The following is a 25,784-nucleotide window of genomic DNA, read 5'->3' on the forward strand; positions in this document are numbered from 1 at the left end:
CCTACTATTTATTTTTAATAGCTTTGAAAATCTTGCAGCGCTGCCGCTAATTCTTCCAGCTTCACTTGTTTTTGTTCACCAGTTTCCTGACTCTTCACATTAATCTTGTTTTCCTTCAGCTCATCCTCGCCTAAAATAGCGACAAATTTAGCTTGAAGGCGATCGGCAGCTTTAAATTGAGCTTTTACTTTTCTGTCCATATAATCTCTTTCAGCAGATAAGCCTGCTCTGCGCAAATCATTTAAAAGTCCGACCGTATAATCCTTTGCTTCTTCTCCCAATGCAACAAGATAACAATCGATTTTCTTCTCAACAGGCAATTCGATTCCTTCTGCTGTTAAGGCTGCAAGCAATCTTTCCAAGCTCATCGCAAACCCGATACCAGGTGCTTCCGGTCCGCCAAGCTCTTCTGTAAGCCCATTATAACGACCGCCTCCGCAAAGTGTCGTAATGGCTCCAAATCCTTCTGCCTCACTCATGATTTCAAATGCAGTGTGATTATAGTAATCCAAGCCTCTTACTAGATTTGAATCGACTACGAAAGGAATATTTAAGGCAGTTAAATATGCTTTCACTTTCTCAAAGTATTGTTTAGACTCTTCATTCAAGTAGTCTAGGATCGACGGTGCCGACTTCATTAACGGGTGATCATGATCTTTCTTACAATCCAAAATTCTCATTGGATTTTTTTCGAGACGGCTTTGGCAGTCACTGCAGAATTCGCCGATGCTTGGCTTAAAGTGGCCGATTAGTGCATCTCTGTGTGCAAGTCTGCTTTCTTTATCACCAAGACTGTTTACAACGAGCTTCAGCTTTGAAAGCCCAAGTGATTCATATACACTATAGGCAAGTGCCATTACTTCCGCATCAATCGCAGGATCCTTGCTGCCGATTGCCTCTACACCAAACTGGACGAATTGGCGAAAACGGCCTGCTTGTGGACGCTCATAACGGAACATTTGTCCTAAATAGAAAAGCTTAACTGGCTGTGATGGCAACCCGAACATTTTATTTTCTACAAAAGAACGAACGACAGAAGCAGTACCCTCTGGTCTGAGTGTCAGGCTTCTTTCTCCTCTGTCTTCAAATGTGTACATTTCCTTTGTGACAATATCTGTTGTATCTCCAACACTGCGCAAAAACAGCTCTGTATGCTCAAAGATAGGTGTTCTTATTTCGTTATATTGGAATCTGTCGCAAAGCTCTTTAATACGCGTTTCAATATATTGCCATTTTTCCACTGTGCCTGGCAGAATATCTTGCGTTCCTCTTGGAATATTTATTTGCATATTATTATCCTCCTGTATTGGCTTATGTATCGGAATTAGGGATGGGCAATTTTAAAAAATCAAACAAAAAAATCCCGCCCCTTGTATATCAAGAAATATACAAGGGACGAGATTTTGGAATCCCGTGGTGCCACCCTAATTGAAGAAATGCATCTTCCACTTTGCAGTTAACGCCTGCTAACGTTTCATACCTAGTAATGTTAAAAAACATGTTCAGAAGAAAACCTACGGAGTGTTCGTTCATTAAGTCATCATGCAGAAATGCTTCCAGCCTTTGGCATTTCCTCTCTTTTCATGTGTATCCTAACTACTTTTCTCCCTCATTGGCTTTTTTAATTTATCCCTTATTATTTTATTAATAATAATAAGAGATGAATTGATTGTCAATAGCCCTTTAATATCTCCCAACCTGCTTTTTCAGTTTTCTTGCTTCGCCTACAGATAACCCAAACTCTGAAGCAAGCTCAACAGCTGTCGAGTTAGCTTCCTTTTCGATAAAATCATGAAAGTCCACACCGAGTAATTTCGAGCTTACATCATGGGTTTTTATGCTTTTTTCACCAAATCTCATTGTTTTCACCCTTTTTTCTTGTTAATTTCTATTATTATCCCCATGAGTTAAAAAATTTTTCATCATATGTTATATTTATTGTCTAAAATTGAAAAGAAAAAGAGAAAAGTTATCAAAGGAGATTGTATCTTGAAAGAGAAATGTATTAAAATGCAACTAACTATGCTCTTTCAAGGAAGGGAGGAGAAGCTATCAAATGATAAAGAAACAGCATATATGGATAATTCCCATTATGATGCTAATGCTGATTCCTGCAATCCAAGCTAAAGCGGAAAGCAGTCTATCTGTGCAATCGACGACAGTCCTTAATATAAGAGAAGGTCCTAGCCTTGATGATTCAATTATTGGGAAAATGGAAATAGGCACAAGCTATAAAGTGCTGACTGACAATGGGGACTGGCTGGAAATCGATTTAGGAAATGGTCAAGCCGGCTGGGTGGCAGCCTACTTAGTAACAAAGTCTGAAGGTTCGAGTAATGATGCTCCCAATACGCAAACAGACAGCGTCACAGCTTCAGAAGGAACCATTTCTGAAAATGGATTAAGACTGCGCAAAGGACCTGGAACCGAGTATCAGGTTATCACAACACTCAGCAAAGATACTCCTGTCACCATTCTTTCAAATGAAGGAGACTGGGCTGAAATCCAAACAGCGCTCGGAACAGGCTGGGTTAACAGCCAATATATTATCGGCGGCGCGCAAAACACTTCAGACACAACGGACGTCTCACAAACAGACGGCCAAACTGCGATTGTAGCTGACGATGATATAAACGTTCGTGACACAGCTTCTTTGAATGGAGTAGTCATTGGCAAGCTGGCAAAAGGAACGGTAATACATATAGTAGCAGAGGATGGAGATTGGGCTAAAATCCAATTTTCAGGCAATACTGGCTGGGTGTCTAAAACCTTGCTGACTGAGGACAGCGAGGTAGAAAACATTTCTGCAAAACCAATTGATGCATCTGTTACTATTCTTCATGATGGGACAAACATTCGGAGTGAAGCATCCGTACAAGCCTCAGTCTTAAGTATTGCAAGTGAAGGGGATTCCTTTAAAGCAACAGAAGAGATTGGCGACTGGTATAAAATTGAGCTGGCAGACGGTCAAGCCGGCTATGTAGCCAGCTGGATAGTGTCAGAATCTGCTGAAAAGCAAACAGCACCTTCCTCACAAGACAGTAACAAAACAGGCGACTTAAAAGGAAAAACAATTGTCATCGATCCTGGTCATGGCGGTAAAGACAGCGGAACGATCGGAGCTGTCGGCACATTGGAAAAAACGCTGACAATCCGAACAGCCAACCTTCTTGCTGAAAAACTGCAGGCTGCTGGCAGCAATGTGGTGATGACAAGACAGAATGACTTTTTTATCTCGTTGCAGGACCGTGTCAATATGAGCAGCTTCTATAAAGCTGACGCCTTTATCAGCATCCATTATGACAGCATAAAGGACAGCAGCGTCCGAGGGATGACAAGCTATTATTACAGCTCTTCCCAAAAGGAGCTTGCCAACAGTCTGCATGAAAACATTATTGAAGCAACCCAATTAAAGGACAGAGGTGTAAGGAAGAACGATTATTTTGTTCTTAGAGAAAACACACAACCAGCAACGCTTTTAGAGCTTGGTTATTTAAGCAACCAGCAAGAAGAGGCGCTTGTTTCGTCCCAAAAATACCAGGAGACAGTTTCCGCAGCCATTTATGAAGGGCTCGAAAGCTATTTCCAATAATAAAAAGAACCGTTCCAATCGGAACGGTTCTTTTATTTGCTTTCGAGTATAAGAGTAACAGGGCCATCATTCACCAATGAGACATACATCATGGCACCGAAAACACCTGTCTCCACATGCAAGCCCTTTTCCCTCAGCATAAGATTAAATTGATCGTATAGATTTACTGCATAATCCGGTTTGGCGGCATTCATAAAGTTCGGCCGTCTCCCTTTTCGCGTATCTCCATACAGAGTAAACTGGGAAACAGACAAAATAGCGCCTTCAACCTCCATTATGCTGTGATTCATTTTCCCATCCTCATCATCAAAAATTCGCAGATGAGCAATTTTATCTACAAGCTTGGCTGCATCCTCTGCTGTGTCATCATGTGTGACGCCAACGAGGAGCATATAGCCCTTATCAATTTGTCCAACGGTTTTCCCGTCGACTTCCACTTTTGCTTCTTTCACTCTTTGCAACACAATACGCATACCGTTTCTCCTTAGTTCATGATTCTACGTACAGAATAGACATCAGGTATCTGCTTAATCCGCTCCACCACTTTATGGAGGTGATTGACATTCAGAATGAGAATAGACATCGTGATGGTTGCCATTTTATTGCGGTCAGATTTGCCTGAAACAGCAGAAATATTCGTTTGCGATTCGTTAACTGCCTGAAGAACCTCATTTAAAAGGCCTCTTCTGTCATATCCGCTTATCTCAATTTCCACATTATATTCTTTCCGATCATTCAGCGCTGTTTCCCATTCAACAGGAATCAGTCTTGCTTTTGCATCCTCGGTATCGATATTAGTACAATCTGAGCGGTGAACAGAAACGCCTCGTCCTTTTGTAATGAAGCCGACAATCTCATCGCCTGGCACTGGGTTACAGCAGCGTGACAGCCTGATTAGCAGGTTGTCAATCCCGGTTACCCGCACTCCAGAAGCACGTTTTTTCGCACTAGGAAATGACTTTAATTCAGCAACAGCATTAGATATTGTTGCAGACTGCTCCGCATCACGCTTCTTGCGCCATTTCTCTGTAAGGCGGTTGGCGACTTGAAGGGCTGTTATGCCATTGTAACCGACAGCAGCATACATATCCTCTTCACCAACAAAATTGAACTTCTCAAGCACTGTCTTAATATTATCAGGGGTAAGAATTTCCTTCAGATCAAACTCCATATTGCGGATTTCTTTCTCGACAAGCTCCTTGCCCTTTTCCACGTTCTCCTCTTTGCGCTGCTTTTTGAAGAACTGCCTGATTTTATTTTTTGCTTGTGAGGTTTGTGCAATCTTGATCCAGTCTTGGCTAGGACCATATGAATGCTTGCTTGTATGAATTTCGACGATATCGCCAGTCTTTAACTTATAATCAAGTGTAACCATCTTGCCGTTAACCTTGGCACCAATTGTTTTATTACCGATTTCCGAGTGAATTCGATAAGCAAAGTCAATCGGAACGGAGCCTGAAGGCAACTCAAATACATCGCCTTTTGGGGTAAACACAAATACCATATCGGAAAACAAATCGATTTTCAGACTTTCCATAAACTCCTCGGCATTAATACTGTCTTCCTGGAAGTCGAGAATTTCTCTAAACCATGACAGCTTCTCTTCAAAGGAGGAGCCTTCATCAACTGTTTTTCCTTCTTTATATGCCCAGTGTGCGGCAATCCCGAACTCTGCAATTCGATGCATTTCTGTTGTGCGTATTTGCACTTCCAGCGGGTCACCCTTCGGCCCAATCACTGTTGTATGCAAGGATTGGTACATATTAGCTTTAGGCATCGCGATATAGTCTTTGAAGCGTCCTGGCATCGGCTTCCAGCGTGTATGAATAATTCCAAGCACGGCATAGCAGTCTTTGATGCTGTTTACCACAATGCGCACTGCCAAAAGATCATAAATCTCGTTGAACTGCTTGTTTTGCAGCACCATCTTGCGGTAAATGCTGTATATATGCTTTGGACGTCCCGAAATGTCAGATTGAATTTTTACTTCATCCGTGCCTTCCCGTATTTCGGAAACAACTTCTTCTAAATATTGTTCACGCTCAGCGCGCTTTTTCTTCATTAAGTTAACAATTCGATAATATTGCTGTGGATTCATATAACGTAGAGCTGTATCTTCAAGCTCCCATTTAATTGTAGATATCCCTAGTCTGTGGGCTAATGGAGCGAAAATCTCAAGCGTTTCATTTGAAATGCGGCGCTGCTTCTCTGCAGGAAGATGCTTTAGCGTTCGCATGTTATGAAGTCTGTCGGCAAGCTTAATCAGTATGACTCGTATATCCTGCGCCATTGCGACAAACATTTTGCGATGGTTCTCTGCTTGTTGTTCTTCATGGGATTTGTATTTGATTTTCCCTAGTTTCGTAACGCCGTCAACGAGCATGGCCACTTCATTGCTAAAGCTGTCACTAATATCCTCTAATGTGATATCGGTATCTTCAACAACATCATGGAGAAAACCTGCAGCAACAGTAGCCGGATCCATCTGCAAATCAGCAAGAATCCCTGCCACTTGAATAGGGTGGATTATATATGGCTCCCCAGATTTTCTATATTGTTCACGATGAGCATTTTGGGCAAAATCATAGGCTTTTTGTATGAATTTTGTATGCTCTTCGTTTAAATATCCTTTAGTCTTATCGATGACTTGTTCGGCGGTTAACACTTGATCATTCGCCATGTAATCACCTTTCATATTCCGAGTGTATTATTAGAATTTATCATAAGTTCGACTATTTATCTATCCCGCTATATGTTTTTCCTTATATTGCATCATGCAATTTTTAATAGAATTAAAACAATTTTAGAATGATTATTTCTATTATTAAAAAAAAGAGAGAGAATGTAAAGAGAATCCATGTAATTTTTTTGCAAAACATTAGAATTTTTGTCGAAAACAGTCGAAAGTTCCCGATGCTTTTTTATTGCAAAAAAAAGAGCGCTATCACAGCGCTCTTCTTCGTTATTAATATTCCATCAATGTCAAAATATCATAGCCATCAAGGTTTTTGCGTCCTTCTAGGTAAGACAATTCAATCAAGAAGGCAATCCCAGCTACTACACCGCCCAATTCTTCTACAAGCTTTATTGTAGCCTCAATTGTGCCGCCTGTTGCAAGCAAGTCATCAGTAATTAGGACTCTTTGGCCAGGCTTAATTGCATCCTTATGGATTGTCAGCACATCCTTGCCGTACTCCAAGCCGTAAGAAACCTTGATTGTTTCTCTTGGCAGCTTTCCTTCTTTACGAACTGGCGCAAAGCCTACTCCTAATGAATAAGCAACAGGACAGCCGATGATAAAGCCGCGAGCTTCTGGTCCGACAACAATATCGATTTCCTTTTCTTTAGCGTACTCAACAATTTTATCTGTTGCGTATTTATATGCATCACCATTATCCATAAGTGTGGTAATATCTTTGAAACGAATGCCCGGTTTTGGCCAATCTTCCACAATTGTTACATACTGTTTTAAATCCATTCTTGCACTTCCTCCTCATTCTTAACGGATTTCTGAAGAATAAGATCAAACCAATTCTTTAACTGCTCATAAGACGAGTATATTAATTCATTTTCGAGCGAAAATTGTGCTTGTTTCTGTTGGAAAGAAGGAGACTCTGTTAAATCTCTTCTATTGCTATTCTTATTCAGCGTAATAAACCCATCCTTCATTGTAACAAAATTCAGCTCAAAAAACACCTTTGACATAAAAACAATTGTTTCTTTGCTCCAGCCTTGGCGTTTCGCAAGCTCTCCGCCATACTTTTTAAGGTCAAAGCCATTTTGCTTTGCAAGAAAAGCGTAGTACCATTTAAAGTGATCCCTTGTCGGCATCGTGCTGAAAAAGTCGCTGTCCTGCTTAAAAAAGCTTGCATATATTCGTTCAGGGGCAGTACTAGCTAACAATTGTTGAACGATATCTTTGCTATGCGGAAAGTCTGCCAGTACTAGTATGCGATTTTCGGTTTGGAAGGATGCTGCATCATCAAGATTTTCAATAATTTTATAATCAGAAATAGAATTAAGAGCCTCAGGTGTTGCCGAATCCTTGTGAAAGAAAATCCATGTTGCACTGTTCCCTGGTATGGCAGATGCGAGCTTCTCCAAATTTCTAATACCTCGGTAATCGAAAAGCTGCCAATGCTTTACAGCAATATCCTGAATAAATATTTGCGGCTTTTTTATATTATTCCATTCATTGATAGAAAGCTGTCCTAGTACAGACACCTTTGCACTTGGCGATATATGGTCATAAAGCTCGCCAATCCCAAACCCAATTCCATCAAGGCTTGTGTCTTCCTGCTGAAATTGCACCTTCAAATGATTCTGGTTAGCTCCAATCTTCCTTATAGTGCTTATCTCAACAGAATCCATCACAATCCGCGGCTTAGCATTATCGACACCAAATGGCGCAAGCAGCTGCATTTCCTCAATGGCTTGTAAATGCGCATCTTTAAGGTCAATCTCCATATCAACGGCTGTTAATGGAACTAAATCTTCAGGAACAAGCTTGTCAAAAGCGAGTTGGTTCAAGCGCTGACGAAGCTGATCCACATCCTCCAATGCAAGTGTCATCCCTGCTGCCATCGGATGTCCGCCGAAATGGGGAAGTATCTCTCTGCATGTAGACAGATTCTGGTATAAATCAAATCCGGCAATACTGCGTGCCGACCCCTTTGCAATACCTTTTTCCTGATCAAAGCCGAGAACAATGGTAGGTCTGTAAAATTTCTCGACTAGCCTTGAAGCCACAATACCGACTACTCCCGGATTCCATCCCTCTTTACCGACGATAATCACCCGGTTTTCGGCCAACGGATACAGCGTCTCAACTTGTTCAATCGCTTCCTCCGTAATTTGGTTAACGATTGCCTGCCGTTCTTTATTTATCGCTTCCATCTCTTCTGCAAGAGATGCAGCAAGGTCTGGGTCATCTGTTAAGAGCAGTTCAACGGCAGGGTCAGCACTGTCGAGCCGGCCAACAGCATTTATCCTAGGGGCAATCATAAATCCGATTGTTTCCTCATCTATCCCGCTTGCTTCTGTCTTCATCTGCTTCAGTAATGCCTGCAAGCCGATGTTAGCAGTCTGCTTCAACTTCTTGATTCCAAGTTTGGCGATAATCCGGTTTTCCCCTGTCAGTGATACAAGGTCGGCAATTGTCCCAATTGCAGCAAATTGCAGAAGATGCTCTGGGAGTTCGCCGTATAGCGCATGCGCAACTTTTAAAGCAACACCGACTCCGGCAAGCTCATGGAAAGGATACTCGCTCCCATCCAATCTTGGATGAATGATTGCTAGCGCATCTGGAAGAACTAATCCAGGCTCATGGTGGTCTGTCACGATATAGTCTATCCCTAGCTCTTTCGCCACATCTGCTTCCTTGACAGCAGCTATTCCCGTATCCACTGTAACAATCAGCTTAATGCCGATGCTTGCTGCATATCGAAATGCCCCTTCATTCGGTCCATAGCCTTCTGTAAAACGATTGGGTATATAAAATTGAACATCGGCGCCTAGATCCTCCAATGTTTTCATCATAACAGTGGTGCTTGTTACACCATCTGCGTCATAGTCGCCAAATATAAGGATTGGCTCTTGTTTATCGATGGCATGCTTTATGCGGTTTACTGCTATATCCATGCCCTTCATTAAAAATGGGTCATGAAACTCATCTATGCTGTATAAAAATGCTTTTGCCTTTTCAAGGCTATCATACCCTCTGTTTACGAGTAAACTTGCTACAAGAGGTGTGATTTTTAACTGGTCTGCAAGTATTGCAGCATTATCATTATTTTTCTTTTCTGTAATCCATCTAGATTTAGGATGAAGCATCTTATCACCTCAATCTATCATTATACAAGTATGAGTTAATCCTTTCAATGTTTGATAGTGGAAGAAACAGACTTTGATTACACACAAAAAAGCTTATGCCATTGCTGAGCATAAGCTTTTTTGTGTGTGAAATTATTTTGTTGGAGCAGCTATTGTCTCTACTGGTTCTGCCTCACCAGCTTGTACTGGTTCAAGCTCTTGCAGCCGCAATTGAAGTGACTCGTTTTCCTTAACTGCAGCCTTCCATTTTCTCTGCAACGAATAAATTTTTATCAAGCCAGCAGAGCCTATCATAAGTCCTCCCAGCAATACGGAGATTAGAATTACGAGAATGAGCGGCCATTCTCCTGTTCCAAATAAATAGTTCACTGTAACAGAATCAACATTTATCACAGCAAAAACAGCTACTATAAGTGCAAAAACAATGCCAAATAATAAGTTCCATTGGATTTTCATAAGCTACCTCCAATACTAAGTCCTTCCCTATAACTTTCCCATAATATGCAGGTATTAAACTAAAAAGACAGGTCCTTCAATCAAGGACCTGTCTTAAATCAAACTTATACTTGCGGCTCATCTGAACTTACACGTTTTTCTTTAACCGTAATCAGAACGCCTTTTTTCTTAAGCTCTTTTTTCTTCCATACAAACCATAACTGGGATGCGATAAAGATAGAAGAGTATGCACCGCCAATTAAACCAATCAATAAAGCTAATGAGAAGTTTCGGATTGACTCGCTTCCAAAAATCAACAAAGCAATTACACAGATAACAACTGTGAGAACTGTATTGAGGGAGCGTGTAAATGTTTGGCGGATACTTGTATTGATAATATCTTTGATTTCCTTCGCAGTCGTAATTCTTTTCTTTTTCACAAGGTTTTCGCGGATACGGTCGAACGTAACAATCGTGTCGTTAATAGAATACCCGACAATCGTAAGTACTGCCGCGATAAATGTAATATCAACTTCAAGCCTTGTAAAGCTGAAGATGACAATGATAAAGAATGCATCATGAAGCAGGGCGATAATAGCTGCTAATGCCATATATATTTCAAAACGGATTGTTACATAAAGTATTATCCCTAGTGATGCTAAAATGATGGCATAGAACGCATTTTTGGCCAGCTCTTTTCCGACTGTAGGTGATACGGTGCTGACATTCGGATCGGAGCCGTATTTATCATGCAGAGTCGTTTTAAGTTCTGCGACTTTGCTTTGACTCATATCCCCTTTTATGCGGATTGCAGCTCTGTCATTATTTTCACCAGAAATAGTGATATCATCTGCTGTAATGCCAAGAGCATCCATATCTGCTTGAACCGCTTCTGTTGTCAATGGTTTCTCAGAGCTTATTTCCACCCGTGAACCCGCTGCAAAGTCGATGCCAAGGTTAAGTCTAAACACAGCAATAACAATGATACCTACAACAACAAGCACGCTTGATATTCCAAAGAATACGTTTTTGTATTTTACAAAGTCAATACGGTCAAATTTCGTCGGCAATGTAAGTGTATCGTAGTTTTCGCCAATATGCTTAATATCCTTCTTATTGACACCAAACCATGACGGTCTCTTGTTGAATGCTTTGCTGTTAACAATAAGCCCAAGCAACAATCTTGTCCCATATACTGCCGTGATAAAGCTCACTAGAATACTGACAATCAGCAATGTCGCAAATCCTCTAACAGAGCTTGTACCATATGCAAATAAGATAACGGACGCAAGAATCGTTGTAAGGTTAGCATCAATAATGGTGGATATTGAGTTTTTGTTACCAGCTTGGTAAGCCGATTTCAGTGTTTTCCCTACTTTAAGTTCATCCTTAATCCGTTCATATGTGATGATATTGGCGTCAACCGCCATACCGACACCAAGTATTAGGGCGGCAATTCCCGGCAGTGTCAGTACCCCGTTAATTAAATCAATAACAAGCAGATTTAAGTATACGAATATAGACAGGGTGATGACTGCAATTAAGCCTGGCAAACGGTAGTAGAACAGCATAAACAAGAACACAAGTCCAACACCAACAATGCCGGCAAATACTGTTTCTTTAAGAGCCTGGTCACCAAACTGGGCTCCAACGCTTGTTGAATAAACCTCAGTCAGCTTAACAGGAAGAGCTCCCGCATCCAGAAGCTCAGCCAATGTCTTCGCTTCTTCAATCGTAAAGTTCCCTGTAATCGAAACGGTATCTGTGTTCAATACACTGCTTACCATTGGGTTAGACAGGAATTTAGGATCAGCTTTTGTTGCTTCTTCCGCATAGGAATCGCCTTCTTCATAATCGAGCCAGATGACAAGCGGATTTCCAAGCACTTCTGTCGTTACGTCCTTAAATTTCTCAGCACTCTTCAGCTTTAAGGAAACACTAGGTTTACCATATTCATCAAATACCTGTTCAGCTCCGCCTTGTACTAAGTCAGAACCATCCATCAGCTTTTTATCGTTAACATCACGGAACGACAGGTTCGCTTCTGTCGACAGCAATTCCCGTGCCTTATTCTGATCAGTTATGCCTGCTAGCTGTACACGGATGCGGTCCTTTCCTTCGATTTGAATGCTTGGTTCGCTGACACCGAGCACGTTGATTCGCTTATCTAAGGCTTGAGCCGTACTGTTAAGAATATCCGTATTAATCTTTTTCCCATCTATTGGTTCTACTTTATAAAGAACCTCAAAACCACCTTGGAGATCAAGACCAAGTTTAATATCCTTTAAAATATTATTTGTTGTTCCTCCCATCAATCCTGCAAAGACAACTACAATTAATAGGAAGGCAACTATTCTGCTCCGCTTTACCATTATGTATTTTTCCTCCTCGTTCTAAAAAGGCGTACATATGATTACACCTATTGACAAGCTTAAGCCATCCTGACAGCTTGACAGGACGGCAAGCACTATTCATTACAGAATTTGTTCATGAATTCTTCGTTAATTAAACATTTTCTTTCTATAATAAAACATTATGAAACAGTTTATGAGTGCTGTCAATTTGTACTAAAAATTATCGAACTTCTTCACAAAAAATTCACAAATGCTCTGTATGTAAAGGTTATTTTAGCAGCTCCTTTTTTTCCTCCTCTGAAAGCACAGAGAAATAGTCGTCTGCCTTGTAGGCTTCCACTGTGGCAAAATTCATGAAGTCTAATACTTTAACATTCATTACATCTTGAACAATTTCTGCAATCCTGTAGTCCGTTGAGGTTTTCTTCCACTTTTTCTTCGTTAAGAAGAACCATAGTTCGTTCTCATCTATAGTGTCATAGCCCAGTAGATGAAATTCCTCCAGCTTGCTCTTCAGCGCTGGCTTCACTTGATGGCGAAAATGATCATACAAATGCTCAGATGGCATCTTTCAAACAGCTCCTTTAACATGATGGTCCTTTTCCTCTTATCATAAACCTCTTACGTTTTTCATGATGAAAGGCAATAGTTCCTTTTCGATCCAATCTCTGCTTCTTTTCAAATTCCTTTATATACTTGTCATGCTTTGTCCACATGAATGCATATAGTTAATTGTATAGCATTATTCGTTATTTGAGAAGGCAGGGAAATAGAATGTCTAAGTTTTTGAAAGGCACCATTATACTGCTAGCAGCAGGACTGATCACTAGAGTTTTAGGTTTTATCAATCGCATCGTTATTGCCCGATTTATAGGGGAAGATGGAGTCGGGCTGTACATGATGGTATATCCCACACTCATTTTAGTCGTGACCATCACTCAACTTGGACTGCCTGTCGCCATTTCAAAAAACGTGGCAGAAGCATATGCGGAAGGGAATCAGCGCAAAGTCAAATCCATACTTGTCGTTTCTTTATCAACGACACTTGGACTTGCATTGGTTTTTACACCGCTTTTATATTTGCTTGCTCCATATTTGGCTGAAACATTATTTAATGACAGAAGAACACTAGTGCCAATGATGGCCATCGCACCGATTATTCCTGTCATCGCTGTCTCTTCTGTTCTAAGAGGATATTTCCAAGGGAAACAAACGATGAAGCCGGCAGCTGTTTCACAGGTAATTGAACAAGTTATCCGCATCACGTTAATAGCTGTTCTTACGAAAGCATTCTTGCCTATGGGAATTGAATATGCTGCTACAGGAGCGATGCTCGCTGGGGTTATTGGAGAATTGGCTTCTCTTCTTTACTTGCTCGCCTCTTTCAAATGGAAAAAGAGCTTTTCCCTTCGAAACAAATTCTTGCAGTATATAGTGAAAGGGAAAACCACCTTTAACGAGCTTATGCAAATTGCCCTTCCTACTACAGGAAGCAGAATGATTGGGAGTATTGCATGGTTTTTAGAGCCTATTGTGGTGGCGCAAAGCTTGGCTATCGCTGGGCTTACTGCCGTCAATGCTACGAAGCAATACGGAGTGTTAACAGGATTTGCACTGCCTCTTTTGATGCTTCCTTCGTTTTTCACACAATCACTGTCCACATCGCTTGTTCCTGCCATAAGTGAAGCCAATGCTAGCAATCAAAAGCAAACGATAGATTATTTGCTGCAGCAAGCGTTAAGGTTCACGTTCATGACAGGCGGACTTGCTGTGATTGTGCTGTATGCATTGGCAGAGCCTTTAATGACCGTCATGTATGGCAGCACAAAGGGGACAACCTTTATTTTGCTGATGGCACCATTTTTTATCTTGAACTACTATCAAGGACCGCTTCAAGCAGCACTGCAGGCGCTTAACTTGGCAAGGGCTGCGATGATAAACAGTTTTATCGGAGCAGCTGTGAAAACAGCCGTTATTCTCCTTCTTGCCAGCAGGCCGGAGTTCGGTATTTACGGGGTAGCCATTGCTTTAATAGTCGGCTTTGTTCTCACAACATTGCTTCATTTCGCTACTATAACTAAATCTATAGGATTTTCTATTTATGTAAAAGATTACGCCAAAATGCTTGCTGTCATCTTTATTTCCGGCTATGCTGGAGCATTTCTGGCTAACTTAAGCTGGATAGACAGCCTTGTGTTAATGGTGGCAGCAGATACAATTATCATTAGCTTGTTGTACCTGATTTTGCTTTTTGTTTTTAAGCTCATTAAAAAAGAAGATATTAGACGGATTCCGTGGATCGGTCCCATATTGACAGGAAAATGAGGATAGAGTCTTGACTCTGCCTCATTTTTCGTCAAAATAATCAATATAAAATTTATCATCCTGGAAACTGCAGAAGGATATCTTATCTATCTTTAGATGCCCCTGTTTCTTCAGCTCCTGCTGTAACCAGCCATGACTTTTTCCAATTTCTTTAAGACTTGCCTCTTGAATGACCCCATCGATTATTAAAGGAATGGTAACGCCTGATTTGTTCGGCTCCTTTTCGAAAACAGACAGCTTTCCAGACGTTTCTAATATCGCAAATTCAACATCAGCAACATTACGAACATCCTTCTCGCGAAGCTGCAGGAGTAAATCGTCCATATTGTAGCGCTGGGAACGCATTGCTTTTTCATCAATTTTCCCTTTATTGATAATGATGGTTGGTTTCCCGTCAATCAAATCTCTAATTTTTTTACTTTTAAGGGAAAGAGCTGCCAGACCAATCTGAATCAGAAGCAGAATAAATATTGGCAAAATAGTAGGAACAAGCTCTGTTTTAATATCTTCAATCGCTGCAACAGCAATTTCTGCAATCATAATATATACAACTAAGTCAAGAATGCTTAACTCCCCTATTTCCCGTTTACCCATCATGCGGAAAACGAGAACGATGATGGCATAAAGCAATAGAGTCCTCAGCAGAATGACAATATACTCCTCCATTATATTCCCTCCCAAAAGTATTTCTTTTCGAATAAACAACCTTTTTAGTTTCTTCTCGCCGATGATTTTTATGCGAAGTAATCAAATTCATGATTCTATTTAGGACAGTTGGCGAATATGCTTGTACTAGTATGAAACTCCAAGATTGTCTCATTAAAAAAGAAAATGGTTGAAAGGAGAGGTTCAAGATCGAAGAAAGCAAAAATGTCGGCAGTGCTGTATTATATGGCCTGATAGCGATCTTTACCCTATTTATTACAAGCAGCATTGTCTTTTCCTTGCTGCTGAGATTCACTTCCCTTCAGGAAGCATCCTTGCAATACATAATCACTGCTGTGTCGTTTATTACTTTGTTTGCAGGAGGGTTTATATCTGGTGGGAAAGGTAAGCAAAAGGGCTGGTTTCTCGGGGGGATAACAGGCTTGATTTATTTCCTGATAGTGTTCTTGTTCAGCTTTTTAGGCTTGGATCAGCTCTTTACTTTCGAGCAGTTCATTTACCATGTTTGCTATACGCTGATCGCGATGATGGGCGGCATATTAGGAGTTAATCTTTCGAAATCTTAATGGAGAATAACTTTACATTAAAAAAAGCTGGCAGCAAAACTTGCTTCCAGCTATTTGTATTATGCTTTGTCCAGGACAGTGCTGGAAGATTCCAGAACTTCACGAACTGCATTGCGGTCAAAAGTCAGACGGCTTCCGTCTGGAGACTTAAGAACAACAGTGCCTTCATCGATTGCATCGACTGTGCCATGAAGTCCGCCAATCGTGACAATCTTGTCCCCTTTTTTCAAATCACTCTGCATTTGCCTTACCGCTTTTTGACGCTTTTGCTGCGGACGGATAAGCAAAAAGTAGAATAGAACAAACATTAAAATAAATGGTAGTAGCCCCATAATGTTTTGCATTCATTTCCCCTCCTTTCAAATTCTCTATTTAAAAGTTTCTAGCATTTGGCTTATTGAAGCCGTAGCGCTCGAAAAACTCTTCTTTGAAGTCCCCCAATCGATCTTCACGAATCGCTTGTCTGACATTCTCCATTAAGTTTAACAGAAAATAGAGATTATGGTAAGATGTAAGTCTTATTCCGAAAGTTTCATCACATCTGATTAAATGACGGATGTAAGCTCGGCTGTAGTTTTTGCATGTATAGCAGTCGCATTCCGGGTCAAGCGGCCCGAAATCTCTAGCATATTTTGCGTTTTTCACTACAAGTCTGCCCTCGCTTGTCATGCATGTGCCGTTGCGGGCAATGCGTGTCGGAAGAACACAGTCAAACATATCAATCCCTCTGATTGCCCCATCTATTAAGGAATCAGGTGAACCAACACCCATTAAGTAACGCGGCTTATTATCCGGCATTAATGGTGTTGTGAACTCAAGCACTCGGTTCATAACATCCTTCGGCTCGCCGACAGAAAGGCCGCCGACTGCATAGCCTGGGAAGTCTAAAGATACAAGATCTCTTGCACTCTGTTTGCGCAGCTCTTCATATTCTCCACCTTGGATGATTCCGAACAAGCCTTGGTCCTCTGGTCTGCCATGTGCTTTCAAACAACGCTCAGCCCATCTTGATGTACGCTCTACCGATGCTTTCATATAGTCATACTCTGCAGGATATGGCGGACATTCATCAAATGCCATCATAATGTCTGAACCTAACGCATTTTGGATTTCCATCGCTTTTTCAGGTGAAAGGAACAGCTTATCTCCATTTAGGTGATTTCTAAAATGAACTCCCTCTTCCTCAATTTTGCGGAAATCACTTAATGAGAACACTTGGAAACCGCCTGAATCAGTCAAAATCGCTTTGTCCCAATTCATGAATTTGTGCAGGCCTCCCGCCTCTTTCACAATTTCATGACCAGGGCGGAGCCATAAATGATACGTATTGCTCAAGATAATATTTGCACCCATAGTCTTCAAGTCTTCTGGCGCCATCGTTTTTACTGTCGCCAATGTACCGACAGGCATAAATGTAGGAGTTTCAAAGGAACCGTGCGGAGTGTGCACGATACCAAGCCTTGCTCCTGTTTGTTTACACGTCTTAATTAATTCATAACGTATTGCAGTCAATGTAAAATCTCCTTTATTTAAAAATCCACCAATAAGAATTTGCAGCTGCTGCTTTTTAGCGGATGAACATAGCATCTCCAAAGCTGAAGAAGCGGTAGTGTTCTTTAACAGCAGTCTCATATGCATGAAGAATATGTTCCCTGCCGGCAAGTGCGCTTACTAGCATGATAAGCGTCGATTTTGGCAAATGGAAATTAGTGATCATGCCGTCAATCCCTTTGAACTCATATCCTGGGTATATAAAAATGCTTGTCCAGCCGCTGCTTTCCACAAATTGACCGTCATTTGCTGTGGCAATTGTCTCTAATGTGCGTGTGGAAGTTGTGCCGACAGACAAAATACGCCCGCCACTTTCCCGCACCTTATTTAGCAGCTTAGCGGTGCCTGCAGTAATCTGATAGAACTCTGCATGCATTTCATGTTTATCAATATCTTCCACATTCACTGGACGGAATGTGCCAAGACCAACATGCAATGTGATAAATGCAATATGAACTCCTTTTTGCTTAAGCTCCTCTAGCAGCTCCTCTGTGAAATGAAGGCCGGCAGTTGGTGCAGCAGCCGATCCTCTTTCCTTAGCATATACCGTTTGATATCTGTCTTGATCGTCCAGCGTTTCTTTTATGTATGGAGGCAGCGGCATTTCGCCAAGCTCATCGAGAATTTCGTAAAAGATTCCATCATAAACAAACTCAAGAATTCTGCCACCATGTTCAAGCTCTTCTTTACAAACAGCCCTCAGCTTACCGTCGCCAAAGGAGATAACTGTCCCCTTCTTAACACGCTTTGCAGGCTTCACTAATGTTTCCCATTGCTCTCCTTCTTGCTGTTTAAGAAGAAGGACCTCAATATGCGCACCTGTATCTTCCTTTTCTCCGTGCAGTCTTGCAGGCAATACTCTCGTGTCATTAAGAACAAGGCAATCTCCTGGGTTTATGTATTCAATAATATCCTTGAATGTACGGTGTTCTAAGCTTCCTGTTTCCTTATCTACCACCATTAGCCTGCTGCTAGTCCTATCCTTTAAAGGCACTTGTGCAATCAATTCTTCTGGCAGATGAAAATCAAATAAATCTACTTTCACTATACTTCACCTTTTCTCTTTTAAAAACTATTGTATTCAAACTGGAATCATGGCTATAATGAGCGTGCCATGATTCGTTATACTTCTTTGGTAATATTTAAATGCTCATAGGCTAAATCGGTAACGACACGGCCTCGAGGTGTCCGCTGCAGAAAACCAATCTGCAGTAAATACGGTTCATACACATCCTCAATCGTGTGCGCCTCTTCCCCGATCGTCGCTGCAATTGTCTCTAAACCGACAGGACCGCCTCTAAATTTATGAATCATACCTATTAATAATTTATGGTCAATATGGTCTAAACCTAAACGGTCGACTTGCAAAAGTTCTAAAGAATCATGGGCAAGTTTTTCCGTAATACTTCCATCACCTTTTACTTGAGCAAAGTCTCTGACCCTTCTCAGCAATCGGTTTGCAATCCTCGGTGTTCCTCTCGACCTTCGCGCGATTTCCCATGCAGCCCCGTCATGTATATCTACTTGGAGCACTTGTGCCGTACGAACGACAATACTTTTCAGCTGTTCCTCTTGATAATACTCAAGCCTGCTCAAGACGCCGAAACGGTCTCGCAGCGGCGCAGATACGGAGCCAGCTCTTGTCGTTGCACCAACTAGTGTAAACGGCGGCAGATCAAGGCGCACAGATCTTGCACTAGGCCCTTTTCCAATCACAATATCGAGGCAGTAATCTTCCATGGCTGGATAAAGTACCTCTTCGATAGCTCGGGGAAGCCGATGTATTTCATCAATAAAAAGAACATCTCCAGGCTCAAGGGCGGTGAGGATGGCGGCCAAATCACCCGGCCTTTCAATTGCCGGTCCGGCAGTCGTCCTGATATTAACGCCCATTTCATTAGCGATAATTGTTGCCAATGTTGTTTTTCCTAAGCCTGGCGGTCCATATAAAAGGACATGGTCAAGGGCTTCTTCCCTAAATTTAGCAGCTTTAATAAACACTTCCAAATTATCTTTGACTTTATCCTGACCGATATACTCTTTTAATTGAAGGGGACGCAAACTTTGTTCAAAGGAAACTTCTAATGAATCGGCTTCTCCAGATACGATGCGATCATCCAACATATTCCACTCCTCTCCTTAAAAGATATCTCCGATTACTTAAGCAGCAGCTTTAACGCCAGTTTGATATATTCGTCTGTTGTAAGCTGTTCTTTTTTCAATTGTGGTATAACTCTTTTAACCTCTCTGTCCGTGTATCCGAGCGCAGACAATGCAAGCAGTGCTTCATCAAGAAGAGACTCGCCAGCTTTTTTCTGTTCCACTTCTTCCACATTGAACAAGTCTGGAAAGAAATCCGGCATGATATCTGACAGCTTCCCTTTTAAGTCAAGAATCATTTGTCTTGCTGTCTTTTTGCCGACACCAGGAAACTTCACAAGAAATGCCTCATCCTCATTTTCAATAGCAGAAATTACTTGATCCGGCTGTCCTGAAGCCAGAATAGCAAGAGCGCCCTTTGGTCCGATACCAGAAACATTAAGCAGCTTTATAAATAATGTCTTTTCATCCTTTGACCGGAAACCATATAAGCTTATAATATCTTCTCTTACATAATGATACGTATAAACAGTGATTTTCTGGTTTGATAAGGAAGAAAAAGAGAATGGGTTCGGAGTCTTAATTTGATAACCGATTTCATTATTTTCAACCACTATGTATTCAGGTCCAATATACTCTATTTTCCCTTTAATATATTCGTACAAATCCTTTTCGCTCCCTTATTAAAGCTATAAAGACTATTTTAGCATACAATAAAGAAAAACTACCATATAAGATATTTTCGTAAAATTCCAAAAAAATAGCTTTTATAAAACACAAAAAAACCACTTTTAAAAATAATGGTTTTAAAGGCTCCTAATAAGACTTTTTAGGCAATCGAAAGTTTCCCCATTCTTTCGATTAGCCTGTTTGACTATCCATTGTTAATTTGCTTGATTGTTTGTATCAAGATTTTTAAATGTCTCAAGCACTTCCACATAGCGGTTTTTATTCTTAATCGGAATCCCATTTTGCAGATTTTTTTGCTGCTTTGATTCCAGCTTCTCCAAATCTATTTGGAAGAAGGATTGAATAATATTCGACTTATTCGGCTTACCATTATAAACGCCTAAAACGCCTTCTGCTGATACTCCGAAATAGCCATTCGCTTTAAGCAATGGAGAAATATCGTCCATTTCCTGTCTAAAGACAAATTGGTGACTATCCATATTCACCAGCTGCCAATTCTCATATTTAGACCAGAAATCTTCCATCGACCATATTGTTTCCTCTACACACTCTTCACTAACTTCCCCGTCCAAATATACTCTCTGCAACATAACAGAAAACTTCTTCGGAGACTGTGCATGAGCTCCATTTCCCCACCCGGGAGATGCAGATAATAGAATGATAAGAAGAATAGAGAACAATAAAAGGAATCTGGTTTTCATTATGAACCACCTCTTTAACTTACTAGAACAAACTTAAATTCCCTATTAGTCTCACCATATTATCTAAAAACATGCGAATAAATTTTTTACAAAATAACAAACTTTAAAAATGCTTTCTTACCTCGGTTTTCTCTAAGGTTTTTTGCAGCCCCTCCCACAGCGGGATTTTTGCTTCCCAGCCTAATAGTTCTTTTGCTTTATGAGTCGATACAGGGCAAGTGGAAACTAATGTCTCCTCTTCTCTATCATAAACCGGCTCTAACTTTCCAACCGTCTCACTTACACAAACCGCCGCTTCTTCCAAACTGTGCATAGAGTCTGCTGCAATATTTATGACCTGATTATCTCCATTAGTTAAAGCAGCTAAAATAGCATCGACAGCATCATCGATATAAAGAAAGTTTCGCAGTTCTTGTCCTGTTCCATTGATAAGGGGTGCATGTCCATCTATTGCTCTCTCGATATTTTCTGCTATATATCCGCCATTATCTATTCCATATATATCAGCGAACCTTAAAATAGAAAAGTCCAAGCCGTAAAGCTTGTGATAATGCATGACATATTTCTCTTCCACTTTTTTCGAAAGGCCTTCAAAAAGAATAGGGTCTAAAAATGAATCTTCCACAGCCACATCTGATTGATTGCCATAAACAGAGATCGTACTAGGAAAAATCACCTTTTTCACTTTAGCTTCCGCACAAGCTTCGAGTACATGCATCGTTGTGTGAATATTCTCTTCCGACTGGTCGAAGGAGTCTTTTATTTTATTTGATGTGATAGGTTCACTTTTGAAATGTAGTGCAACTTCTACCTTTTCCTTTTGTAAAATAGGTGTTAAAAGCTCCTTATCAAGCGCTGTATGATAATAAGTAATATTACTGTGGAACGGAGATGTGAACTTCCATTCACAGTTATCGGCAATTACTACATCTATCCCCTTTTTTATAAGCTTCATGATCACTTCAAATGCCATGCTATTGCTGGCTCCCCCAGTCACAAGTACCTTCACGATTTGTCCCTCCACCTTACGTTCTTCAATTGTTCTCTATAACGAATGTTTCTTTCATTATAAAGCAAACATTTCATTATGGAAAGGAAAATCTTTGTATTTTTTCATTATATCGAACAATTATAAGATTCAATTGCCTCTTTTGCCTGTAAAATGTTATTAATTAAGAACATTTATTAATAAATCTCACTTTCACAAAAAAAGCTGACTTTAAAAGAAACTTCTTTTAAAATCAGCTTTTTATTTATAAATTGCTTGTTGGATCTGCTTTTTTAATAATATTACGTTTATTCCTGTCTATCGTTTTTTCAGGAAGACGTTTGCGAATTCCTTTATTAATACTATCTATATTAAGAAAAATCCCTTTATCTGTTACAATGGATGTTTCTTTTCCCTTTATATAACTGCCTATATTTTTTCTGACATCTGCTTTAGTAGTAGTGATTGTTTTTCTGTTATTTACTTCTAATGCCACTAACACATTATCATTATAAACAACAGTTCGAACATCTTTTACATTTTTTACTTTTAAGGCAGCATTGTTAATCTTGTCTGCAAGTTCTGTATTGTAGCTTTCCTCGTTATTGCCAAGCGATGTTTGATCATTTATATTGCTCGCATTAGCACGGTTTTGCTGCCCTTCTAATCCAAAGGTGTGGTCCATTGCCTCTGTCAAAGGTCCGTCATTATCTTGATTGCCTAACACCCTTGCATTCCCTGTACTCTCCTGTTCATGTCTTTCGTTTGAGTAATAGCCTAGGGGTATATCATTTTCACTATTATTTAAATCCTGGTCCGTATTGGCGCACCCTGTCAACAGCATGAGAGACAGCGTAAATGGAGCTGCCGCTTTCATCCACTTCATCCTTCGCATACTCCCTTTCACAATTCATTTTGAGCAAATAAAGCTCAAAATTATTTTCTGCGAATCAGGAACCTTTCATGCTGTTAAGTATAGGCATTTTCGTTTAATCAAGATAGGGAAAGCTATTGAAAGCGGTCTGCTAACTTCATCATTTTTTGCACAAATTTTCTTCTTTTGGAGAATTGCTGCTCTGTAAGCTCTACTACATGGTTTCTGGCCAGCTCATTATTAAGCTTGTTTTGTCTAATAATCCTGTTCCATTCCCGCAGTACATCTGTAGGAAAAGCAAGCCCAATTAAAAAGGATCTTTCATTTAAAAATGGCTGAAGCAAGCTTATTTTTTGAAGCTGATGATGTGACCACCCAATTAGCGGCAAAATCCGATTGGCATATTGTAAATAATCCATGCTTTTAGGTCCAATACTAATAAGGTCAAAGTCAATTAAATACAGCTCTCCATTAAGGCCGCGGTGAAAGTTATGATGTGCAACATCTCCATGCAAAATCACTTTTTTTTGGTTTTTAATATTGTCTCTTTCTCTTTCCAAATGATATAGAGACCAATCTATCCAACCATTTAATTCTTGGAGAATGTCTCCTTTTAAAAATTGGGCGGCAACAGGCAAGTTTAGCTTAAACTGGTTACCTCTTTCTGACCACTTTTCAAAAATATCAAAGTCAGGCAAAATATATCGATAAGTATCGACTAGCCTTTCTGTGCAATTATAATAATGGCCCATTAACGATAAAGCCTCGTTTCTGCTGTCTTTATCCATATAGGAGAAAGGCTTAAGGCTTCCAGGTATGTATTCAATGCAGCCATATATTCGGTTATCAATAATAATAGGATCTTGTTCAAAAGAGAAGAAGCGATAGGTTGCATGAAATCCTTCATAGTGAAGCGAGTTTGTGAATGCCTCTTGGATTTTTAGTTTTTTATAGCTTGGGAACTCTTTAAGGATTAGCCAAGCATAATCTGTCACTACCAAATATACTTGTTTGCGGATGCGTTTCAAATCCTTTACTGGATAAGGCAGCTTATTTTGTAATAAAGCGAGGAGACGATAGACTGAATCATCGTCTCCTCTACTATTAATTTTCATAATCGCTGCTTTCGTCTAAATAACGAGGCATGCCAAATGGAGTTACCTCATTAATTCCATACGGATGAACTAATGGGGGCTGACCATTTCCTTGAAATGGAGGTGCAAAGATTGGCGCATTGCCGCCTGGTCCAAATATAGGAGATCCCATTACATCACGAGCTCCTGCAGTTCCGCTTGGCATTCCTTGCATCCCAGGCATTCCAGTGCCCATCTCACCCATAGTGTTTTGCATTGGCACGTTTCCTAGCGCACCTTGGGGGTATGGTGGTTCTTGCATAAAGCCACCAGGCATTGTACCTCCAAATGGATAACCTGGACCTCCTGTCATTGGTAAGCCGCCCATTTCTGGGTTGAAGCCTTGCTGCATTCCTGGCATTCCTCCGAATTGGTCTCCACCCGGCATTCCCGAAAATGGTGGCTGGCCTCCCATCATTCCTGGGTTAAAGCCTTGCTGCCCTCCTGGCATTCCTCCGAATTGGTCTCCGCCAGGCATTCCCGAAAATGGCGGCTGGCCTCCCATCATTCCTGGGTTGAAGCCTTGCTGCCCTCCTGGCATTCCTCCGAATTGGTCTCCGCCCGGCATTCCCGAAAATGGCGGCTGGCCTCCCATCATTCCTGGGTTAAAGCCTTGCTGCCCTCCTGGCATTCCTCCGAATTGGTCTCCGCCCGGCATTCCTCCAAATGGCGGCTGGCCTCCCATCATTCCTGGGTTAAAGCCTTGCTGCATTCCTGGCATTTCAGCGAATTGATCTCCGCCCGGCATTCCTCCAAATGGCGGCTGGCCTCCCATCATTCCTGGATCGAAGCCTTGTTGCATTCCTGGCATTCCTCCGAATGCCATTTCGCCACCCATTCCCATTCCTGGATTAAAGCCTTGCTGCATTCCTGCTGTACCAGGAGCGAATTGGTCACTGCCATAAACTTGACCTGGGTATGGCACAGCAGGCCCGCCACAGCCGCAATCCTCCTGATATGGAAGCTGAACCGGTGCTTGGTATGATGCTGGAGCAACATTTGCATAATCAGAAGACGATTCATGCATATCATAAGAAGAGTGCATGTGATTATGGTGCATTGGCTGAAGTCCATGTTGAAACGGCTGCTGGACTGGCATCTCTTTATGACCAGCTACTGGATTTGTGCCAATATTTGCATGTTGAAACGGTTGTGCTGCTGGTGTGAATGGCGACGCATAAGAAGATGAAGATTCTTCCCATTTATGTTTGATTCCCTGCATCGGCATCGCCCCTGGCATGCTAGCATGTTGGACAGGATAATAATCCATCGGAACTCCTTCTGGAATGCATACACCTGGCGGGAAGCCTGAACCTGGCATCATTGGCGATATTTCATAACAATATGGCTGATATGGAATAATCGGCGGACAGACCTCTGCCTTTGGTTCTTCCTTTACAGGTACAATATTTACAGGCTTTGGCGGGACAGGTTTTTCTTCAATATCCACTTCTACATCAATATTTGTCATATTCATGGAATAATAATTGTGAATATCAATTTCTGGAATAATTGGTGTAGGCATTTTTGGAGTATACGGCTTTTCCTTCGGTTTTTCTTTTTTCGGCATTTCTTTTTTAGGCTGTTCTTTTATGATTGGCTGTTCTTTTATGATTGGCTGCTCTTTCACTATCGGTTGTTCCTTTATGATTGGCTGTTCCTTTATGATTGGCTGCTCCTTCTTCATACCTGCTATTGGCGCTTCTTTTTTTATACTGCCGCCAGCAGTCGGAACTTTAACTTTCATACCGGGCATAATCATATCTGGATTACTTAGCTGGGAATTTAACATTTTCAACTCTTCAAAGTTAACGCCATACTTCTTGGCGATTTCCCAAAGAGTATCCCCCTTTTGTACGATATGGATCTTCACTATAGATTCCCTCCTATGCATATGTCCATATAGTCTATGTTGTCGCGGAAAAAGTGTTATTGTTCTTCAGAAAAATTTATGCGCTTTTCTCAGTAATTATGTGC

General features: G+C 40.9%; 23 protein-coding genes and 1 other annotated feature. Of the genes, 3 read left to right on the top strand and 20 right to left on the bottom strand.

Translation table 11 applies throughout. The annotated features are described in order from the left end of the window. Nucleotides 1–14 precede the first annotated feature (14 nt). Complete coding sequence (gene hisS / locus L8T27_RS13965) at nucleotides 15–1,289, bottom strand: histidine--tRNA ligase (RefSeq protein WP_237941742.1); 1,275 nt, start codon at nucleotides 1,287–1,289, stop codon at nucleotides 15–17. A gap of 99 nt (nucleotides 1,290–1,388) precedes the next feature. Further along, nucleotides 1,389–1,622: a binding site (T-box leader), on the bottom strand. A gap of 61 nt (nucleotides 1,623–1,683) precedes the next feature. Further along, entirely contained in the window at nucleotides 1,684–1,860 is a 177-nt protein-coding gene (locus tag L8T27_RS13970; RefSeq protein WP_233313038.1) for a hypothetical protein, read from the bottom strand. Nucleotides 1,861–2,056: 196 nt separating this feature from the next. Between L8T27_RS13970 and L8T27_RS13975 the strand changes: the two genes are divergently transcribed. Then, entirely contained in the window at nucleotides 2,057–3,592 is a 1,536-nt protein-coding gene (locus L8T27_RS13975) for an N-acetylmuramoyl-L-alanine amidase family protein (RefSeq protein WP_237941743.1), read from the top strand. 32 nt (nucleotides 3,593–3,624) lie between these two features. Here L8T27_RS13975 and dtd read toward each other — a convergent pair whose 3' ends face one another. The 7 genes from dtd to L8T27_RS14010 form a co-directional block, all read right to left on the bottom strand. Beyond that, nucleotides 3,625–4,065 carry a D-aminoacyl-tRNA deacylase gene (gene dtd, locus L8T27_RS13980; RefSeq protein ID WP_237941744.1) on the bottom strand — a complete coding sequence of 147 codons (441 nt, stop codon included), beginning with the start codon at nucleotides 4,063–4,065 and terminating at the stop codon, nucleotides 3,625–3,627. A gap of 11 nt (nucleotides 4,066–4,076) precedes the next feature. Next, a complete protein-coding gene (locus tag L8T27_RS13985; RefSeq protein ID WP_233313035.1) occupies nucleotides 4,077–6,272 on the bottom strand; it encodes a RelA/SpoT family protein in 2,196 nt (731 codons plus the stop codon). A gap of 285 nt (nucleotides 6,273–6,557) precedes the next feature. Beyond that, entirely contained in the window at nucleotides 6,558–7,070 is a 513-nt protein-coding gene (locus L8T27_RS13990) for an adenine phosphoribosyltransferase (protein WP_233313034.1), read from the bottom strand. Continuing rightward, a complete protein-coding gene (gene recJ / locus L8T27_RS13995; protein ID WP_233313033.1) occupies nucleotides 7,061–9,424 on the bottom strand; it encodes a single-stranded-DNA-specific exonuclease RecJ in 2,364 nt (787 codons plus the stop codon). Before recJ ends, L8T27_RS13990 begins: the two co-directional genes overlap by 10 nt. A gap of 132 nt (nucleotides 9,425–9,556) precedes the next feature. Beyond that, nucleotides 9,557–9,880: a LapA family protein gene (locus tag L8T27_RS14000; RefSeq protein WP_237941745.1), complete on the bottom strand. Its 324-nt coding sequence runs from the start codon at nucleotides 9,878–9,880 to the stop codon at nucleotides 9,557–9,559. Between the two features lie 104 nt (nucleotides 9,881–9,984). Beyond that, entirely contained in the window at nucleotides 9,985–12,231 is a 2,247-nt protein-coding gene (secDF, locus tag L8T27_RS14005; RefSeq protein ID WP_237941746.1) for a protein translocase subunit SecDF, read from the bottom strand. A gap of 250 nt (nucleotides 12,232–12,481) precedes the next feature. Next, nucleotides 12,482–12,781, bottom strand: coding sequence for a post-transcriptional regulator (locus L8T27_RS14010; RefSeq protein WP_233313030.1), 300 nt, complete (start codon nucleotides 12,779–12,781; stop codon nucleotides 12,482–12,484). Nucleotides 12,782–12,987: 206 nt separating this feature from the next. Here L8T27_RS14010 and spoVB point away from each other — a divergent pair, with 206 nt between their 5' ends. Then, nucleotides 12,988–14,538 (top strand): stage V sporulation protein B, encoded by a 1,551-nt coding sequence (spoVB, locus tag L8T27_RS14015; RefSeq protein ID WP_237941747.1) that lies wholly within the window; start codon nucleotides 12,988–12,990, stop codon nucleotides 14,536–14,538. Nucleotides 14,539–14,559: 21 nt separating this feature from the next. On the opposite strand, the gene L8T27_RS14020 is transcribed toward spoVB, so the two are convergent. Continuing rightward, nucleotides 14,560–15,204 (bottom strand): DUF421 domain-containing protein, encoded by a 645-nt coding sequence (locus L8T27_RS14020; RefSeq protein WP_233313028.1) that lies wholly within the window; start codon nucleotides 15,202–15,204, stop codon nucleotides 14,560–14,562. Nucleotides 15,205–15,392: 188 nt separating this feature from the next. Between L8T27_RS14020 and L8T27_RS14025 the strand changes: the two genes are divergently transcribed. Further along, entirely contained in the window at nucleotides 15,393–15,770 is a 378-nt protein-coding gene (locus tag L8T27_RS14025; protein ID WP_233314698.1) for a TIGR04086 family membrane protein, read from the top strand. Nucleotides 15,771–15,829: 59 nt separating this feature from the next. On the opposite strand, the gene yajC is transcribed toward L8T27_RS14025, so the two are convergent. The 10 genes from yajC to safA all read right to left on the bottom strand — a co-directional run bounded on the left by yajC (nucleotide 15,830) and on the right by safA (nucleotide 25,680). Then, nucleotides 15,830–16,114 carry a preprotein translocase subunit YajC gene (yajC, locus tag L8T27_RS14030; RefSeq protein WP_233313027.1) on the bottom strand — a complete coding sequence of 95 codons (285 nt, stop codon included), beginning with the start codon at nucleotides 16,112–16,114 and terminating at the stop codon, nucleotides 15,830–15,832. Between the two features lie 28 nt (nucleotides 16,115–16,142). After that, nucleotides 16,143–17,282 carry a tRNA guanosine(34) transglycosylase Tgt gene (gene tgt, locus L8T27_RS14035; RefSeq protein ID WP_233313026.1) on the bottom strand — a complete coding sequence of 380 codons (1,140 nt, stop codon included), beginning with the start codon at nucleotides 17,280–17,282 and terminating at the stop codon, nucleotides 16,143–16,145. A gap of 55 nt (nucleotides 17,283–17,337) precedes the next feature. Next, nucleotides 17,338–18,366, bottom strand: coding sequence for a tRNA preQ1(34) S-adenosylmethionine ribosyltransferase-isomerase QueA (gene queA / locus L8T27_RS14040; RefSeq protein WP_233313025.1), 1,029 nt, complete (start codon nucleotides 18,364–18,366; stop codon nucleotides 17,338–17,340). 77 nt (nucleotides 18,367–18,443) lie between these two features. Then, complete coding sequence (ruvB, locus tag L8T27_RS14045; protein WP_233314697.1) at nucleotides 18,444–19,442, bottom strand: Holliday junction branch migration DNA helicase RuvB; 999 nt, start codon at nucleotides 19,440–19,442, stop codon at nucleotides 18,444–18,446. Between the two features lie 35 nt (nucleotides 19,443–19,477). Continuing rightward, nucleotides 19,478–20,086, bottom strand: coding sequence for a Holliday junction branch migration protein RuvA (ruvA, locus tag L8T27_RS14050; protein ID WP_233313024.1), 609 nt, complete (start codon nucleotides 20,084–20,086; stop codon nucleotides 19,478–19,480). Nucleotides 20,087–20,305: 219 nt separating this feature from the next. After that, on the bottom strand, nucleotides 20,306–20,812 hold the full coding sequence (locus L8T27_RS14055; RefSeq protein WP_233313023.1) for an intercompartmental signaling factor BofC: 507 nt from the start codon (nucleotides 20,810–20,812) through the stop codon (nucleotides 20,306–20,308). A gap of 103 nt (nucleotides 20,813–20,915) precedes the next feature. Continuing rightward, a complete protein-coding gene (locus L8T27_RS14060) occupies nucleotides 20,916–21,821 on the bottom strand; it encodes an NAD-dependent epimerase/dehydratase family protein (RefSeq protein WP_237941748.1) in 906 nt (301 codons plus the stop codon). Between the two features lie 244 nt (nucleotides 21,822–22,065). Then, entirely contained in the window at nucleotides 22,066–22,686 is a 621-nt protein-coding gene (locus L8T27_RS14065) for a YhcN/YlaJ family sporulation lipoprotein (protein ID WP_237941749.1), read from the bottom strand. 122 nt (nucleotides 22,687–22,808) lie between these two features. Continuing rightward, nucleotides 22,809–23,789 carry a phosphotransferase gene (locus tag L8T27_RS14070; protein WP_233313020.1) on the bottom strand — a complete coding sequence of 327 codons (981 nt, stop codon included), beginning with the start codon at nucleotides 23,787–23,789 and terminating at the stop codon, nucleotides 22,809–22,811. Next, on the bottom strand, nucleotides 23,779–25,680 hold the full coding sequence (gene safA / locus L8T27_RS14075) for a SafA/ExsA family spore coat assembly protein (protein ID WP_237941750.1): 1,902 nt from the start codon (nucleotides 25,678–25,680) through the stop codon (nucleotides 23,779–23,781). The genes L8T27_RS14070 and safA overlap by 11 nt, the downstream gene beginning before the upstream one ends. Nucleotides 25,681–25,784 lie beyond the last annotated feature (104 nt).

The sequence above is a fragment of the Niallia sp. Man26 genome, from assembly GCF_022049065.2.
GTDB lineage: Bacteria > Bacillota > Bacilli > Bacillales > Cytobacillaceae > Niallia.

Coding starts and splice junctions, on each gene's coding strand:
- hisS (WP_237941742.1), bottom strand. CDS start 1,289: ATGCAAATAAATATTCCAAGAGGAACGCAAGATATTCTGCCAGGCACA.
- L8T27_RS13970 (WP_233313038.1), bottom strand. CDS start 1,860: ATGAGATTTGGTGAAAAAAGCATAAAAACCCATGATGTAAGCTCGAAA.
- L8T27_RS13975 (WP_237941743.1), top strand. CDS start 2,057: ATGATAAAGAAACAGCATATATGGATAATTCCCATTATGATGCTAATG.
- dtd (WP_237941744.1), bottom strand. CDS start 4,065: ATGCGTATTGTGTTGCAAAGAGTGAAAGAAGCAAAAGTGGAAGTCGAC.
- L8T27_RS13985 (WP_233313035.1), bottom strand. CDS start 6,272: ATGGCGAATGATCAAGTGTTAACCGCCGAACAAGTCATCGATAAGACT.
- L8T27_RS13990 (WP_233313034.1), bottom strand. CDS start 7,070: ATGGATTTAAAACAGTATGTAACAATTGTGGAAGATTGGCCAAAACCG.
- recJ (WP_233313033.1), bottom strand. CDS start 9,424: ATGCTTCATCCTAAATCTAGATGGATTACAGAAAAGAAAAATAATGAT.
- L8T27_RS14000 (WP_237941745.1), bottom strand. CDS start 9,880: ATGAAAATCCAATGGAACTTATTATTTGGCATTGTTTTTGCACTTATA.
- secDF (WP_237941746.1), bottom strand. CDS start 12,231: ATGGTAAAGCGGAGCAGAATAGTTGCCTTCCTATTAATTGTAGTTGTC.
- L8T27_RS14010 (WP_233313030.1), bottom strand. CDS start 12,781: ATGCCATCTGAGCATTTGTATGATCATTTTCGCCATCAAGTGAAGCCA.
- spoVB (WP_237941747.1), top strand. CDS start 12,988: ATGTCTAAGTTTTTGAAAGGCACCATTATACTGCTAGCAGCAGGACTG.
- L8T27_RS14020 (WP_233313028.1), bottom strand. CDS start 15,204: ATGGAGGAGTATATTGTCATTCTGCTGAGGACTCTATTGCTTTATGCC.
- yajC (WP_233313027.1), bottom strand. CDS start 16,114: ATGCAAAACATTATGGGGCTACTACCATTTATTTTAATGTTTGTTCTA.
- L8T27_RS14055 (WP_233313023.1), bottom strand. CDS start 20,812: ATGAAAACCAGATTCCTTTTATTGTTCTCTATTCTTCTTATCATTCTA.
- L8T27_RS14065 (WP_237941749.1), bottom strand. CDS start 22,686: ATGAAGTGGATGAAAGCGGCAGCTCCATTTACGCTGTCTCTCATGCTG.
- L8T27_RS14070 (WP_233313020.1), bottom strand. CDS start 23,789: ATGAAAATTAATAGTAGAGGAGACGATGATTCAGTCTATCGTCTCCTC.